Source organism: Desulfoluna sp. CYM3A (genome assembly GCF_056829965.1).
Map to the genome: position 1 here is coordinate 2,865,368 of NZ_CP186556.1, position 16,029 is coordinate 2,881,396.

At 58.9% G+C, this 16,029-nt stretch carries 15 protein-coding genes and 1 pseudogene; 10 read left to right on the forward strand and 6 right to left on the reverse strand.

The window, feature by feature from the left end; all coding sequences use genetic code 11:
* Positions 1–76 precede the first annotated feature (76 nt).
* Positions 77–1,180: pseudogene (locus tag ACOYW1_RS14610) on the reverse strand (sigma-54 factor interaction domain-containing protein); the annotation flags it as partial.
* A 374-nt stretch (positions 1,181–1,554) separates the two neighbouring features.
* Here ACOYW1_RS14610 and ACOYW1_RS14615 point away from each other — a divergent pair.
* From ACOYW1_RS14615 to ACOYW1_RS14655, 9 genes are all read left to right on the forward strand, one after another.
* The gene (locus ACOYW1_RS14615) at positions 1,555–2,355 is read left to right on the forward strand and encodes a tetratricopeptide repeat protein (protein ID WP_482423363.1); all 801 of its coding nucleotides are present in this window, start codon (positions 1,555–1,557) and stop codon (positions 2,353–2,355) included.
* On the forward strand, positions 2,345–3,337 hold the full coding sequence (locus ACOYW1_RS14620) for a hypothetical protein (protein ID WP_482423364.1): 993 nt from the start codon (positions 2,345–2,347) through the stop codon (positions 3,335–3,337). The genes ACOYW1_RS14615 and ACOYW1_RS14620 overlap by 11 nt, the downstream gene beginning before the upstream one ends.
* Positions 3,288–4,061, forward strand: coding sequence for a 4Fe-4S dicluster domain-containing protein (locus ACOYW1_RS14625; protein WP_482423365.1), 774 nt, complete (start codon positions 3,288–3,290; stop codon positions 4,059–4,061). Before ACOYW1_RS14620 ends, ACOYW1_RS14625 begins: the two co-directional genes overlap by 50 nt.
* 116 nt (positions 4,062–4,177) lie before the next feature.
* Positions 4,178–4,420 carry a hypothetical protein gene (locus ACOYW1_RS14630; protein WP_482423366.1) on the forward strand — a complete coding sequence of 81 codons (243 nt, stop codon included), beginning with the start codon at positions 4,178–4,180 and terminating at the stop codon, positions 4,418–4,420.
* 13 nt (positions 4,421–4,433) lie between these two features.
* Positions 4,434–5,036 (forward strand): FMN-binding protein, encoded by a 603-nt coding sequence (locus ACOYW1_RS14635; RefSeq protein ID WP_482423367.1) that lies wholly within the window; start codon positions 4,434–4,436, stop codon positions 5,034–5,036.
* An 18-nt stretch (positions 5,037–5,054) separates the two neighbouring features.
* Entirely contained in the window at positions 5,055–5,597 is a 543-nt protein-coding gene (locus ACOYW1_RS14640) for a 4Fe-4S binding protein (protein WP_482423368.1), read from the forward strand.
* Positions 5,594–5,812, forward strand: a complete 219-nt coding sequence (locus tag ACOYW1_RS14645) for a hypothetical protein (protein ID WP_482423369.1) — start codon at positions 5,594–5,596, stop codon at positions 5,810–5,812. The genes ACOYW1_RS14640 and ACOYW1_RS14645 overlap by 4 nt, the downstream gene beginning before the upstream one ends.
* 35 nt (positions 5,813–5,847) lie before the next feature.
* Positions 5,848–6,168, forward strand: coding sequence for a DoxX family protein (locus ACOYW1_RS14650; RefSeq protein WP_482423370.1), 321 nt, complete (start codon positions 5,848–5,850; stop codon positions 6,166–6,168).
* Positions 6,169–6,419: 251 nt separating this feature from the next.
* Complete coding sequence (locus ACOYW1_RS14655; RefSeq protein WP_482415885.1) at positions 6,420–7,289, forward strand: DMT family transporter; 870 nt, start codon at positions 6,420–6,422, stop codon at positions 7,287–7,289.
* 258 nt (positions 7,290–7,547) lie between these two features.
* Here the strand turns inward: ACOYW1_RS14655 and ACOYW1_RS14660 are convergent, their stop codons facing one another.
* On the reverse strand, positions 7,548–8,186 hold the full coding sequence (locus tag ACOYW1_RS14660) for a flavodoxin family protein (RefSeq protein WP_482423371.1): 639 nt from the start codon (positions 8,184–8,186) through the stop codon (positions 7,548–7,550).
* Positions 8,187–8,347: 161 nt separating this feature from the next.
* Here ACOYW1_RS14660 and ACOYW1_RS14665 point away from each other — a divergent pair, with 161 nt between their 5' ends.
* The gene (locus ACOYW1_RS14665; protein ID WP_482415883.1) at positions 8,348–8,761 is read left to right on the forward strand and encodes a winged helix-turn-helix transcriptional regulator; all 414 of its coding nucleotides are present in this window, start codon (positions 8,348–8,350) and stop codon (positions 8,759–8,761) included.
* Between the two features lie 52 nt (positions 8,762–8,813).
* Here ACOYW1_RS14665 and ACOYW1_RS14670 read toward each other — a convergent pair whose 3' ends face one another.
* Genes ACOYW1_RS14670 through ACOYW1_RS14685 form a run of 4 tightly spaced genes read right to left on the reverse strand, consistent with a single transcriptional unit; the run spans position 8,814 to position 15,873 of the window.
* Positions 8,814–10,409 (reverse strand): cation:proton antiporter domain-containing protein, encoded by a 1,596-nt coding sequence (locus tag ACOYW1_RS14670; protein WP_482415882.1) that lies wholly within the window; start codon positions 10,407–10,409, stop codon positions 8,814–8,816.
* Positions 10,410–10,432: 23 nt separating this feature from the next.
* Positions 10,433–10,873: a TolC family protein gene (locus tag ACOYW1_RS14675; RefSeq protein ID WP_482423372.1), complete on the reverse strand. Its 441-nt coding sequence runs from the start codon at positions 10,871–10,873 to the stop codon at positions 10,433–10,435.
* Positions 10,816–12,795, reverse strand: coding sequence for a TolC family protein (locus ACOYW1_RS14680; RefSeq protein WP_482423373.1), 1,980 nt, complete (start codon positions 12,793–12,795; stop codon positions 10,816–10,818). Before ACOYW1_RS14680 ends, ACOYW1_RS14675 begins: the two co-directional genes overlap by 58 nt.
* A gap of 24 nt (positions 12,796–12,819) precedes the next feature.
* Complete coding sequence (locus ACOYW1_RS14685; RefSeq protein ID WP_482423374.1) at positions 12,820–15,873, reverse strand: efflux RND transporter permease subunit; 3,054 nt, start codon at positions 15,871–15,873, stop codon at positions 12,820–12,822.
* Positions 15,874–16,029: the final 156 nt, after the last annotated feature.

The following is a 16,029-nucleotide window of genomic DNA, read 5'->3' on the forward strand; positions in this document are numbered from 1 at the left end:
CACTCCGGCGTATCTTTTCGATAAAATGGTACACCAGGGCTTCGAGGTCCTGTTTGCGCTCCCGCAGCGGAGGAACCGTAACGGGGAACACAAAGAGGCGGTAGTAGAGGTCCTCACGGAACGCCCCCTGCTTCATCATCGCCTCAAGATTGCGATGGGTTGCGGCAATGATGCGCACATCCACAGAGATGGAGTCCTTTCCCCCCAACCGCTCCACCACCCCGTTCTGGAGAACCCGCAGGAGCCGCACCTGAACCTGAGGGGGCAGCTCGCCCACCTCGTCCAGAAAGAGGGTGCCGCCGTGGGCCTGCTCAAAAAACCCGGGCCGACTCCGGGTGGCCCCGGTAAAGGCCCCCTTTTCGTACCCGAACAGCTCCCCGTCCATGAGCCCCTCGGGGATGGCACCACAGTTGACCTTCACAAAGGGCGCGTTTCGACGCGGTGAGATCCGCTGCACCTCTTCGGCGATGAGCTCCTTGCCGGTACCGGTCTCCCCCAAGATGAGCACCGGCACCTCCCTTCCTTCCAGGCGTCGAACCACCTCCATAACGCTGCCCAGGCCGCCGAGACCCCCGACGATGCGATTGTCCCGAAGCTGCTCCAGAGCCCTTTCCAGCCCGCGCTTCTCCTCATTGAGCCGTTCCTGAAACGCCACTCGCTGAAACCGGAGCAGATCACATGGCCAGGGCAAGGGGGTGGAGAAGCAGGCGGAATCTCGCTCACGTCTGCAGAGCAGTTTTCCCTCCTTACCGATAAAGCAGAGATGCCCCACGGTTTCATTACCGGACGTAAGGATCCCCACAAGGTACGCCCGGGGCTTGACGGGCAGCAGGTGCCCCAGGGCCTGGGCGTGCTTTGCGGCCCCCCCGTCCCGGCTTATTTTCCGTTCCAGGATGACGTCCCCGGCCTGCTCGAAATGGATCATCATCGCCCCTTCCCGGGGGGTGAGGTCCACCAGGGTCTCCACGTAATCGAAGCGGCCTTCACGCACGAGAAAAAGCAATTTTAAGGCATTGAGCCCCTGGGAATACTGGTGCAGGGAGATCCCCTCCAGGGGGAAATTGTCCGCAAGGTGATTAAAGACCGACACCATGGAGTCGGCCAGTTCAAGGCTTCCGGAGAGATGGGAGACGGTCTCCTGAAAAAAACGCAGATCATCTGTGGGGGAAGGGGCGGGCATGGGGCACCTCGTATTACCGAATAAAGTAATTTTTCATCTTATAAGACAAATATAGACCAAAATTACCTTATTTACCAACGCAACATCCCCCTCGAATCCACATTCCCTGTCATTTCAAGCCACTGCGTTTTGGCACACCCCTTGCTATCCCTAAAAAACCGGTCGAGTTGCCGCATTCCACACACACGCCAGTCAAGGAGACACCCATGTCAACGGACATGCAACATAACCGCCCTTCCCTGATATCGTCCCCATGGTCGGAAGAGGCTATAGAAAAGGCCATAGGGAAACTCAAACGCACAGAGCCCCCTGAATCGCTCCGGGTTTTTCTGGAGAAACTAATTTAGAGATCCCGCAGACAAATAGCAGCCAGCATGCGCCTGCTGGCAAGGCTCCACAACGAGATGGGCCTGTCCTGGCTTCAAAAGGAAGAGATGTGCAAAGCCCGCACGCACCTTGACACCGCCGTCTCCCTTGACCCGGAAAACCTCAGGGCCGCATACAACCGGGGCAACATCGCCCTGTATGAGGAAGAATTTGAAGCAGCCTTGGAAAGATACGAGGCCATCCTTAAAAAAGAGCCCGACCATGGGGGAGCCACCTACAACGCTGCCCTCTGCCATGCATTGACCGGCCGGGTGGCCGAAGCCCTGCCCCTGTTTGAGCGGGCCGTGGTCCTGTCCCCCGACTATGCCGGGGCCCATTTCTGGGCAGGGGAATGCCTTCTCCACCTGGAAAAACCCGATGCTGCTCTCCCCTACTTTCACAAGGCCTCAGCCCTGAATCCCGACCACCCGGAGTCCAGCCGGGGGCTTGCCATCTGCCTGTTCCACGCAGGCCGGCACGAAGAGGCCATCTGCCTGTGCGAGCACATGCTCGAAGCCTTCGGGCCGGAGCTCACGGCCCTGCGGGTGAAAGGAGACGCCCTGCTGGCACTGGGCCAGCCCGTTGAGGCGGCCCAAAGCCATATCGACATGGCCCTCATCGACTTTGACGCACGGGAATTCCTGGTGAACCGGGCCAGAGTCCTCATGGAAACGGAGCCCGACAAAGCGCCCCCCTATGTCCGATGCGTCCTCGACCATTTTCCCGATTTCAAAAGCGCCCTGGATCCACAGGAGCCTTTCCATAAAGACCGTCCACAGGACGGAAGGAGCCAATCCCATGCCCAATGAAAAAGATGCCCTTAAAATCATCAACGATCCGGCCAACTTCACCGCCAAACCGGAGTACCTGGAGCCGGAAGAGACCGAGGAAGCTGCCCCGCCCCCAAAAGGCAAGGAGCCGTCCGAAAAAGAGCCGGGCGGTTTTTCACGCCGCGGCTTCCTTAAAATAGGCGGCCTCACCGCAGCCGTGGCTTCGGTGGGGGGCGCCGGTGCCGCCGGTTTTGCCATCGGCCGCTCCGACGACGCCTACACAGGCTACAACCGCACCTACCAGGGCGGTGACATGTTCTTCAACCGCGAGCCCTTCAGAACAGACCTGCCCACCTTCTTCAAGCCCGTGGGCAAGGTGGAGCGCCCCGACTGGACCGAGTATCTCTTCCAGCGCAAAGCGGTCATCATGGGCTACATCAAGGAGGGCACCTGGACGCCCGACAAGGGCCTCAAAGCCCTGCCCGGCCCGGTGGGAGACTATTACCGCAACCGGCCCAAGGAAGAGTTCGAGACCATGATGAAGGCCCTTGAAAACAGCGTCATCCGGGCCGAAGCGTGGAAGGCGGGCAAGCACAGGCGCTACGCCATTGCCGACGCCTACAACGCCTCCTTCCGGGACACCGGCATGTACAACCGATACGGCTCCACGGTTCCCGAAGACCCCGCGGAAAAATACGAGCAGACCGGCGTCCCCGTGCCCCCGGAGGAGTGGGACTACCGCCATATCTGGCGAAAGGAGCCCCTGAAGTTCAAGTCCCCCAAGCACGCCACCAAGCTCATCAAGCGCATGGCCCACATGTACGGCATGTCCCTGGTGGGGATGGCAGGAGACCTGGACCCCCCGCTTCATGTTCAAGGGACTCATGCGCGGCATGCCCAACCAGGGCCACGACAGCTGGGGCGACAAGGTCCCCGGGCACTGGAAGAGCATCATCGTCTTCGGAGTCCCCATGTACTGGGACAGCACGTACGCCGCCGTGGGGTACTCCACCTCCTTTGACGCCTATTTTCGATCCCGGTGTGCTTCCGGCCTTCTGGAGCGGTTTATCCAGGAGCTGGGCTACCCCGCCCGTGCCCAGTTCCCGGGCCATCACTACGAGGTGATGATGAGCCCGTATGTCCAGCTCGCGGGATTGGGCGAATACAGCCGGGCCGGTGTGGTCATGGTGCCGGAGCTCGGGGCCAACTTCCGACCCGCCGCCGTCATCACCGACATCGAGTTTGAATACGACAAGCCCATCAGCGTGCGCATGGCCGACTTCTGCATGCAATGCAAAATCTGCGCGGAGGCCTGCCCCTCCGGGGCCATCTCCAAGAGCGACAGGCCGGAAACCGTCATACGGGGCTTCAAGCGCTGGCGCCTGGATGAAGAGAAGTGCCACCTCCAGTGGTGCAGCGGTCCCACCAGCGACGGCCTCGGGTGCCGGGTCTGCATCGGTCTGTGCCCATACTCCCGCAAGAACACCTGGATACACACCATCTCCAGGGAGCTGGAACCCCGGGACCCCACCCATCTGGTCTCCAAGGGTCTCCTTGCCATGCAGACCAACTTCTTCAAGTACCCCGAAGCCGAAGAGTTCAAGTCGGACTGGGACGGCGGCAAAGAGGCCAACTACCACAAAGCGCCCTGGTGGATGCGAAGCGACGACTTCTTTGAAATCGAACGGACCTGGCAATGCCGCGAAGGACGTCAACATCGACCGAAGGCAGGCCGCTTTCCATAGGGGCTGCTTTCGGCTGGCAACCAAACGACGCACCAAAATCCTGAAAGGAAAAAAACGATGTTTCCCGGATCAACAATACTCAACTACCTCTTCTGGATGGTCATGGGGGCGGTCCGGTGATCATCATCTTAAGCGCCAACACCTGGCTGAAAGAAAGCGGAAGACAGGTCCCCTGGTGGCAGACCCTGCTCATGTACGGCTGCTTTCTCTCTTTCTGCGCCGTGGTTGCCGGCGGCTTCACCCTGGCCGGAGAATACGAAAGCAGGGCCGGATTTTATTTCATCGGCTTTCTGGGGCTCCCCCACATCATCGCAGGCACGGTGATGCTCAAGCTCTTTGTTTTCAAGAAAAAGGCATAAGGAACACCTGTTCATGCAAAAACAGCACATGGAACGTGCAGCCGCCATCCTCTCCCTCCTGGTCCTGATCCTGGCCTGGGCCGGGGGGAGGGCCAGGCTCCAGGAGTCTGCCACGGCGCACATCCGGAACATCTCGAACACACTCACAAACATCTCACAGGTAAGCGACCAGCTGTATCGGGCAGACCAACGCAACGCGCCGGAGGCCCCCTTGCATATCGCCCTGGCAAGCCGCCCAAGCTACGGAGGCCCCCTGAAGGTTGCCCTGGCAGCCGATGAAAAAGGAACCATCCGACATGTAGCCATCCTCAACAGCACCGACACCACCACCTACCTGGCCAAGGTGGTGGAAAGCGGGCTCCTCGATCCCTTTCCGGGCAGCAGGCTGGACACGCTTCCCGACGTCGACGCTGTCTCCGGGGCCACCATCTCCTCCACGGCGATCCTGGAAGGGCTCAGGGAAGCAGCAGCCCGCATTACCGCCGCCCGCACGGGTAAGCCCATGACCGCCCAAGGCGCCCCCGGCCCGGTGAACCCAAAAGAGCTCATAAAAAGCATGGTGATCGTGCTGCTCTTCGGCTGCGCCCTTTTCGTGGCCGGACGCCGCTTCCCCTAGTACGGCCGCGCCGCCCTGTTGACGGTCTCGACCCTGCTCTTGGGTGTCCTCTACAGCACCCAGTTTTCCCTTGCCACCGTGCACCTGCTCATCTCCGGGGGCTGGGCGCAGGGCCTTGCCTCCTACGCAGCCCTGGTCTGCCTGGCCTTAGCGGTTGCGGTCTTTCTCCTCACCCGCAAAAACCTTTACTGCGCCATCCTCTGTCCCTTTGGCGCGGTTCAGGAAGGGCTGGGACGCATGACGGGCTGCTCACCACCCAGGCGGACCCCATGGATGACCTGGTCGGCACGGCTTGTGGCCCTTGCAGCCCTTTGCGCCGCCCTTTTTTTCCGGAACCCTTCCCAGGCGAGCTTCGAGCCCTTTGGCATGGCCTTTAACTTCACCGGCTCCGATGCCCTCTTTGCCATGACCCTGGCCGTGGTCATCGGCTCCCTTATGGTCAAGCGCCCCTGGTGCCGACTCTTTTGCCCGGTCACTGCTCTGTTTGACTATATCGGGTTTGTCCGCAGCCAATGGCGCCGTCGCGCCATACAGGATGTACGCCCCAAGGAGGCCCCATGACTTTTCGACGCATTGCAACGGCAATCCTATTTCTGGCCTTTCTGGCCGCAAGCCTTCTGGAACTGGTTCCCAAATGGGAAGAGGCCGCAGGAAAAAAGGCGGGCTTCGTGCTCTATGTCCGAAGCACCGACACACAGGCCAAACCGGAAACCAACAAAAAACAGATCAGCCTTGAGAGCATTCTCAAGGCCAATGAAGGGAACAAGGACGGATAGCCGGATCCGTCACGCCCCGTCACAGGAGACGACCCATGACCATCGTCAAACTCATCACCTCCGCCCTGATCCTCATGGCCGGTGTTGCAAAACTACTGGGCGCAAAGCCCCTGGCCGATCAGTTCAAAGAGTTCGGCCTGCCCAAGCATGCCATGCCCCTCATCGGCGGCCTGGAGGTGTGCCTCGCCATGGGCCTTCAGATAGAGGCCCTCACCCTGGCGGCATCGGCTCTTCTGGTCGTGACCATGATCGGTGCCGTGGCCGCCCACGTCAAAGCCCGGCATAAGCCGACCCAGAGCGCCCCTGCCCTGGTGGTGCTCATCCTGGGCGCCGTGATCATGGCCGGGACCTTGTAACCATAAGGACAGCTCCCCTTTTGCAGGGGTCTTCCTTCAGAGTTACCGCATTTAGATTTTTGCCTCCGGCGGCCCTGCCGGAGGCAACTGATTTTTTAAATGCGTTAACCCTGGGTCTTTCCCGGACAGCCCTTGACATGGCACACAAAGGGCCGTAAAGCTTGATCTCGCGTCACGGCTCTGCCCATGGCGACACGTTGGTCTTATCCGCTGACGCGGGTCCGCATCAGATCCAGACAAAGGAGCCCCCCGTGCCCAAGCTCACCTCACCCAGCCTCAAAGGCTATCTGTTTATCTTTGGAGCCGCCCTCCTCTGGGGACTCCTGGGCCCGGTCTCCCGGTACCTTTTTGCCGCCGGGGTCTCTCCCATTGAGGCGGGCTTTTTCCGAGCCCTTCTGACCTGGATTATGTTCGGTACCCATGCCGCCGCCAAACGACAGATGGCGGCAAAGAAAAAAGACCTGCCCGTCCTCTTTGCCTTCGGCTTCGTGGGCATCTCCCTTTTCTACGCCGCCAACATGATGGCCATCGACAAAGGCGGGGCAGCCCTGGCCTCGGTGCTGCTCTACACCGCTCCCTTCTGGGTCGCTCTCTTCTCCTTTTTTCTCTTCGGGGAACGCATGACCCTGATCAAGAGCATCGCCATGGCCCTTGCCGTGGCAGGGGTCTGGGGCATCTGCCTCGACGGCGGCCCCATGGCCGGTGAGTCCATTGCCACGGCCGTGCTCTGGGGGCTCACCGCAGGGATCTGCTACTCCCTCTACTACATCATCGGCAAGATGTTTTCGGGCACCTACGCCCCGTATACCCTCTTCTTCTGGATCCTTCCCACGGGTATCCTGGGCCTTCTCCCCTTTGTGGAGTTCACCCCCAAAACGCCCGTCATCTGGTTCCAGCTCCTGCTCCTGGCCTTCTTCTCTTACAGCGCCAACAGCTTCTACTACCTGGGGCTGCGCACCCTGGCCCCCACCCGAGCCGTCCTCACCGCCACCCTGGAACCCGTGGTGGCCACCTTCTTTGCCTGGCTTCTCTGGAACGAGACCCTGGGGGTCCTGGGATACGGGGGCAGCGTCCTCATCCTCACCGGGGTGCTCCTCACCATCCTGGCGCCGGAGCGGTAAACGCGTGGCGGATCAAACGGGACGAGAAAGCTGAATGGTTTCAACAGATCATGGTCTATTCTCAATGACATCGTGCTGTGAGGCCCTCGGCCCGTAGGGTGAACTCTCTGCACCATGCCCGGGGAACCAAAACTCTTTGCGTTATGGGGTATCAGAGAAGGGTGGAAGGCCGCCATTTTGGTGCACGGAGTGCTCCCTGCAGGTCTCGGAGTTTCGTCTGTTTCCAGATAAGTTGGCCAATACTCAGAGGCTGACTGCCTACCCGAAAAATTCAAGGGTCTGCGGGAAGCTCTCTTTATGAGGCGCCATCGCTTTCCCCAGCCAGGCAATGGTCTCCCCCAGGTTCTTCATGTTGGCCAGCCCTTCGGCGTCTTCCAGCACGTCGCCCTTGTTCAGGCCCTGGCCAAGGTTCCAGTAGGTGGAACCGGGCACGATCATCTGAGACATCATGAACATGTGGTTGATGGTATCAAAGACGTGGGTGGCGCCACCCCGTCGTACGGCCACCACCGCGACCCCGATCTTTCCCCGGAAGGCCCTGTCGTTGGCCAGGGCCACCATGCCGGAGCGATCGAGGAGGGCCTTGAGTTCGGCCGTCACATCGGTGAAATAGGTGGGAGAGCCCAGGATAATGGCATCGGCCCGGACCATTTTGGCCATGATCTCGTTGAAGCTGTCCTTTTTCAGGATGCAGAGGCCGTCCTTCTTCTCAAAACAGGAGCCGCAGGCGGTGCACCCCCGCATGGGTTTCCCGCCGATACGGACCATCTCGGTCTCCCAACCCGCGGCTTTAAGTGGCTCTATTGCATGATTTAAAAGCGTTTCCGTGTTTCCACCCTTTCTGGGGCTTCCGTTGACTGCAATGGCATACATAGCTGTCTCTCCTTGTGGATTCATGGATGGGACGACCGAAGCCCCCTCCTCAATGGTTTCACGTTATCAAGGGATACATCCCTTGACCGTTCCTGACAGGTGCACTATCCATAAGGGAAACAGTTTTCGCAAGTACGGTATTTATTGTGCCATACTTACAAAAAAGATACCTTTGGAGACCGACCATGCCCGAACCCTGCAGGATCAAAGAGCTTAAGGGAAAATCATACCGATGCTACTTCGAGTTGACACTTTCTGTCATCGGAGGCAAGTGGAAGCCCATCATTCTCAATCACCTGGCCCTGGAGCAGATCATGCGTTTCGGGGAGCTGACCCGCAGCATCCCGGAGATCACCCAGCGCATGCTGACCAAGCAGCTCCGTGAACTTGAAGCCGACGGCCTCGTGCATCGCGAAGTCTACCGGGAGGTTCCCCCCAGGGTCGAGTACTCGCTGACCGCCCTGGGATACACCATCATCCCCATCCTCCAGCACATGCGGCAGTGGGGCGTGGACTACGAGAAGCACCTGGGTGGCGAAGGCCTGTTTGAAGATGAAGGGTTTGAATGCGCCAAGCCCCCGGAGTTGCTCGCCCTGTAGGAATAAAAAAGGCAGCACACCCGATAAGCCGTCACAGGGGCCGTTCAGCGTATCAGGCCGGTCCCTGCTCCGGTGACCCGAGGCTTCCCACGGCATGGGCTGCAAGGCCAGCCCCGGCCTCGGCAAAGACATTCAATGCCACATCAGCCCCGGCCTCCTTCAACCTCTCCACCTCGTCGTCATAGCGGGCCACGGCCGCCAGAGCACCTGTGTATCCGAACTGCTTGAATCTCTGAATGGCGGAAAGGGTGGATTCAAAATTATTCAAGGCCAGCACCACAAGCCTCACCCGCCCGTCCGGAGTGGGAAGGCGCCGCCAGAAATCGAGATCGGTTACATCGGCCTGGACGATACTCCGTCCCTGCATTTCATGGCCTGCAACGGTCTCTTTGTCGTAATCGATCCCCAGAACGACCTCGCCGTACTTCCCCCGAAACCAGTCGTAGGCCCCCACCCCGGTCCGTCCCATACCGATAACGACAATATCCGCCGATTTCCGCTCATACGGGGTTTCCTCGGGATGACGCTCGCAGGTCTCACACCGCTTCAACATGTCGGCCAGACGGTCAAACAGCCGGTCCGAGTAAGTATTCAAAGGCGATGCCAGGATAAAGGAGACGGACAGGGCAATGGCCATCACCACCAGCCACCGGGGATCCAGCTTGCCCACGGATGCGGCAAGGGAACAGACGATGAGGCCGAACTCGCTGTAATTGGAAAGGTTTGCCATGGTCATGAAGGAGGTCCTGGCCTTTAAGCGAAACCGGGTGAAGACCAGAAAATAGAGGGCCATCTTAAGGGGAAGCAGGGCCACCAGGATGCCCACGGCGGCAAACCCCGCAGCCCCCGGAATGCCTCGCAGCCCGATATCAAGGAAAAAACCCACCAGCAGCACGTCCTTGATGCTCATCAAGGCGTTTGCCATCTCCTTGGCCCGGGGGTGCGGCGCCATGAGCATGCCCAGGATCAGGGCCCCTAAATCCGGTTTCAACCGAACCAGGTCAAAGGTATGGGCCCCTGCGATGAGGGCGGCAAACAGGCCGAAAAGCACCATCAGTTCCCCGTGGCCGATGCGGTCCATCACCAGGAGAAAGGCCTTTCTCACCACGGGAAGAAGCGCAATGACCCCAATGGCCATCACAGAGGGCACCTTACCGGTTGCCGCCGTCAGGTAGATGACCGCCAGGATATCCTGAATCACGAGCACGCCGATGGCCGTGCGGCCGTTGAGGGAGTCCATGCGCCCCTGCTCATCAAGGATCTTGACGGCAAAGACGGTGCTGGAAAAGCTCAGGGCAAAGGCCAGGAGCAGCGCGGTCTGCATGTCGATTGCAAGAAAAAAACGCAGCCCGGAGTACCCCAGGCAGAACAGGGCCCCTCCCATGGTCGCCACGGTGAGGGCCATGTGCAGAGACGCCCCGGCCCACACCTCCGGCTTTGCAAGGTTCCTGAGCCTCAGCTTCAGGCCGATGGTAAACAAAAGCAGGGTCACGCCCACATCCGAGGCGGCCTCAAGCATGGGGGTGGAGGTATACCCCACGCCGCTGAGGCACAGCCCGGCCATTAAAAAACCCACCAGGGGAGGCAGCCCCAGGCGATACATCAGATAGCCCAACGCAAAGGCCACGGTAAGGACAACAGGGTCCATGGAGTTCAATCCTTATCTTACAGTCACTGGGAGAAATAGGATTCAATCAGGTCGAACCAGACATCTCGCTCGGTCTCGTCGGCGTAAAGAAAAAAAGAGCCCACGGATCGCTGCACTTCCATGAGGTCCGTGAGAAAATCATAAACGGCATTGGCTGCCTGCTGCTCGGCCACAAGGGCAAGGTTCTGGGCGTCGAGCAGATCGATGATGGACAGCACGCCCCGGACATAGGAGTCCGTCACCAGCTGCAGGTTGTTGGCCGCGGATGCGGCCGCGTCCCTGGAAAGGCGTATCCCCGGATAGGAAGCCCGGACGCGGTTCATGGCCACAACAGCCCTCTGGCTGATGCGTGCAGCCGCAGCCTCACGCTCCCTGCCGAGCCGCTGGATCTCTTCCCTTGCCTGCCTCAATTCGGCCGATCTTTCGCCTCCGCTGAACAGGGGCAGGGATGCTGTGACCCCCACGGTCCAGTTGGTATCATCCGGGACTTCGGCGGTGGGGGACGAGCGCCGTCACCGCTTTTGTCAAAGACTTCGGTGACGTTGCCGACAAGTTCAAAGGTGGGGAGCCAGAACTCTCTCTTGGCCGCAGTCAGCACCCGCATGCGTGCTGCAATCTGGGCATCGATGGCCCTGAGTTCCGGGGCCTTGACCCGACTCTCCTCCTGAAAAAAATCACTCAGGACACGAACCTTCCGGGGGGTCTCGAGATAAGGAAAAATACGGGGTTCGCCCACCACGGAGACCGGGTCCCTGATCCCCGCCTCTGCAGGGGCAAAGCCCTCGGTCAAAGGCCGGTCCATGATGCGGTTCATCTCACTCCTGGCGTCAAGAAGCGAGGATTCCGCATTCAAGGCGTCCTGGAGACGGTTGGCCAGCTCACTCTCCCAGCGGTACACCTCTTCAGGGCCTGCCGCTCCAACGGAAACACGGACCTTGGCCCGCTCCAGGTTGGCGCGGGTCAGCTTGAGGTTATCGGTCTGTATGTTGAGGACCGCCTCGGCCCTGAGCACATTGAGGTAGGCTACGGCAGCGCTGTTGATGATGTCAAGCCTAAGGGTCTCCCGATCTTCCTCAAGGGCTTTCTGGGTTTCTTTCGACACCGTATAGGCCGACCAGGCCTTGTCCGAATAAATGACCTGGCTGCCGGTTATGGAACCGGACCATGTCTTTTCCGGCCTCTGGCCCTGGGCCGCCCTTGCCCTGTCGTCGTCAATCATTCTGGCCTCTGATCCGAGCCCCAGTTGCGGCAACAGGTCGGCCCGTGATTTCTTAACATCCTCCATGCCTGAGGCCACGGCCCTGTCCAGTGCTTTCAAATCGAGGTTGGCACGCACCGATTCGGTAACGGCCCCCTCAAGGGTCAGACGCCTTCCCACGCCCTCGACAGTGTTGTTGAGAAGCTCCGCGCCGGTGATGATGTCCCATTTGGGATAGACTTCAATGGCCTTTGCCGTGGCCCAGTTGATGGTCAGGCTTTGCCCACGGCTGAAGAAGACAGGGAGATCCCCGGCGTTTTTCCCGCGAAGCACCTCCATGACATTAACGGCAACGCTTCGGGAGAGGTGCTGAATATTCGATTTGGGGGTCATGGTCGCCAGGATACCGGTCTCCACATCGGCCATGCCCCAGAAGGAAAAGCTGGGCAGCATCCTGTCGATGAACCCCGCCACCAGTTTTTCAAACTCGTCCGGGGGCATGCGAAGCAGGGAGGTCACAAACACCGCTTCGGTTGAAGGGGTGAGCTTTTCCAAGGTTTTCTCGGCGCTGACGTCATAAGCGATAAGCTTGATTCCAAGGCCGTGCTCCTCCTCATAGGCCGTTATATGCTTTGTGATGTCCTGAAGCGCATTGATTTCAAACTGATCGGCAATAACCGTGAGGGTTTTGAACGGTGCGATGTCCGTAAAGGTCTTCATCTCCTTGGAGATACTCTTCTGCACGTTGATGTAGTTGAGGTTTCGCACACCGCTGGTCCCATCCTTGAAGGGAAGATCCTGGAGCCTGTCATCAATAATGAAAGGAGCGATAACAGGTTTTTTCAGGTTCCTGCGGCGACAGGCTTCGTTACTGGCCACAACCCCCAGGGCCACGACCAGATCCACGTCCGATGCCTCAAGGAGGGTATCCAGGGCGGAGATAACCGCCCCGGCGTTCCACCCCCCGTCCAGGATTCGGTTTGACGGAAAGCGGATATCGAACTCCCCTTCAGCCAGGGTGATGATTTCCTCCTTGAACACCTCGAGAGAATCGGGATACCTGGCCCAGGGCCCGTCGGTCACGATCCCAATGCGGGCAACGGGAAGCCCCGTGAGGGCCACTGCCGAGGAAGCCAGGGTGAGCAGCGTGACCAGCATGATGGCGAAACAGGTGGATGTACGTGTCATGGTTGAACTCCCGGCATATAGGGTTCATCCCTGGGAAGGGATCTTGTAGAAGATGACATAAAGAACCGGAACGACGATGAGGGTCAGAAGCGTGGCAAAACTGAGGCCGGCCATGATGGTCACGGCCATGGCCCTGAAGAAGACATCCGGCAACAGCGGAATCATGCCTAAAACAGTGGTAATGGCAGCCATGCACACCGGCCTCATCCTGCTTACCGCTGAATCCACCACCGCCATGTAAGGGGCCTTGCCCCCGCCCAGCTCGATGTTGATCTGATCAATGAGAACAATGGCACTCTTGATCATCATGCCCGTAAGGCTCAAAAATCCCAGCAGGGCCATAAAATCAAAGGGCAGGTCAAATATAAGGAGCCCCATGGAGACCCCGATAATGGCAAGGGGTACGGTGAGCCAGATGATCAGGGGCTGTCTCAGGCAGTTGAAAAGCATAATCACGATGAGCACCATCAGCATGAAGGTGACGGGCATGGAACCGGCCAGTTTCTCCCTTGCCTTGGCAGAGTCTTCGAATTCACCGCCCCACTCCATGGAGAACCCCGGAGGGATCTCAATGGCCTCGATCTTGGTCTTGACGTCCCCTAAGATGGAGCTTGCCAGGATCCCGGGCTTGTTCTCGCATTTGGTGGTGATGGTCATCTTCCGGTCCCGACGATAGATCATGGAGTCTTCCCAGTCCGTCGTAAAATCGGACACCACCTGATACACGGGAACGGTTTTCCGCGTGGCCGGGCTCCACACCTGAAGGCTCCGGATATTTTCCACGTCCAGGCGCTCCTCTTCGGGCTGCCGCGCGATGATGGAGATCAGCTCATCACCCTCCCGGTAAATGCCCATGGTGGTCCCGATGACGTTCATCTCCAGGGCCCGGGCCAGATCGGATCGCGAAATGCCCGCCAGCCGGGCCCGGGTATCGTCGAACTGGGGCCGGATGGTCTTCACCCGCTGCCGCCAGTCGTCCCTCACCGCATAGGTGTTGGGGTGGGCCAGCAGGATCTCCTTGGCCTGGTTTGAGAGCTGCCTCAAGATAACGGGGTCCGGACCGCTGAACCGCACCTCCACGGCACCGCTTGACGGACCGAGCTTGAACTTCTCCAATATGGGCTGGGCCTCGGGAAACTCATCGCTCAAATAGGCCAGGTACTCTTCAATAATGTCCCCGATCACCCTGTAATCATTAACGGAGACGAGAATCAGGCCAAAGCCTTTGTCCCTTGAGGTCTCCGGGTTAAAGGTGAGCATGAACCGGGGCGCACCCTCGCCGATGTACGACGCCGTGGAGACCACCCGCTCGTCCTCCAGAAGACGCTTTTCAATCTTGGCGATGTCTTCCGTGGTCTGGCGAATATCGGTCCCTGCCGGGAGCCAGTAGTTGATCATGAACTGCGGCCGCGTGGATTCCGGGAAAAAGCTGTTCTTCAGCATGCCGAACCCGGTGATGGCCAGAAACAGCAAACCGGTCATGACCACCACGGTGACCCATCGCCATCTGATGCATAACGTGAGAAAGGCTTTGTAACCCACAAAAATTATGCCCTGATACGGTTCCTTTCCCGTATTTTCTTCCCCGTCCTTGACCTTGCTCTTGAGAAACATGGTACAGAAAAGCGGGGTAATGGTGATGCCGATGACCCAGCTGCTCATGAGGGAGATGAGCATCACCTGAAACAGGGAGCGACAGTACTCCCCGGTGGAGTCCTGGGAGACACCGATGGCCGCAAAGGCCAGCACCGCAATGACCGTGGCACCGAACAGGGGCCAGAGGTTCTGGTCCACCACCTCCTTTGCCGCTTTGATGCGATTCATACCCGACTCAATGCGTATAAGCATCCCCTCGGTGATGACAATGGCGTTGTCCACCAGCATGCCCAGGGCGATGACAAGGGCCCCCAGGGAGATCCTCTCCAGATTGATGGCCAGTACTTTCATGATCACCAGGGTAGCAAGAACCGTCAGGGCCAGGACCACACCGATGAGAAGACCGCTCCGAAGCCCCATAAAGAGCAGAAGCACCACCACCACAATAAGGACAGCCTGGATAAAGTTGCTCACAAACCCGTTCACCGCCTTGGAGACATCATCGGACTGGAAGTTGACGACACCCATCTCCATGCCCACCGGCCTCTGGTCTTCAAGCTCCGCAAGTCGTGCCTTAACCGCCTCTCCCATGTTGACCACGTTGCCCCCCGGTACCACGGAAATACCGATGGAGATGGCCGGGGCTCCGTTGAAATGGAGTACCCTGGACGGGGGCGTGACGTACCCTCGCTTCACGTCGGCAACATCCTTGAGATAAATGACCCGATCCGATTCGGGATCCCTCACCTGGAGGTTGGCGATATCCTCAACCGAGTCAAAGCTGCCCGTGGGGTTGATCCGGATATACTCGGGCCCCACCTTCACCGAACCCGACTCCACCACAAGGTTCTGATCCTTCAAGGCGGAATAGATGCTGTCCAGCCCGATGCCAAGGCGGGCGATGCGCGCGCGGGAAATCTCCACAAAGACCGCCTCGTCTTGTAGCCCCCAGAGGGTAATCTTGGCCACACCCGGCACCAGCAGGAGCTCTTTTCTCAGAAACTTCATGTACTCCTTGAGCTCCTCGTAGGAGTATCCCTCTCCGGTAACAGCAAGGAGAACACCATAGACGTCGCCAAAGCTGTCGTTAACAATGGAGGGATGGGTCCCCGGAGGCAACTGGGACTGAATATCCCCCACCTTGCGCCGCAGCTCGTCCCAGACCTGGGGAAGGGTATGTTTGTCGTACTGATCCTTGATGGTCACCGTCACGATGGACCCTCCGGCCCGGGAGGTGGACTCCACATAATCAAGCTGGGGCATCTGCTGGATGGCCGTCTCAATACGATCCGTGACCTCGTCGGCTACCTCCATGGGGGTGGCCCCGGGATACGGGGTGAGGACAACGGCATTTTTCACTGTAAACTCTGGATCTTCCAGGCGCCCCAACCCGGAATAGGCAAGGATACCTCCCACAACAATACAAAAACAAATCACCAGTGTGACGGTCTTTTTTTCGATGGAGAGTTCTGCGATGTTCATAAATACCAGCCTCCTGTCCCGGATATTTCATGAGCGGATATTTCATGAGAAAACGATCACATCAAAGCAATCAGGCTGTGATTGGCGCGTCAGTATGAAAAGCCCCGTTATTCAAGAAATTCAGAATGTAACCCTCAGTTCTCGACTCGATTTTCT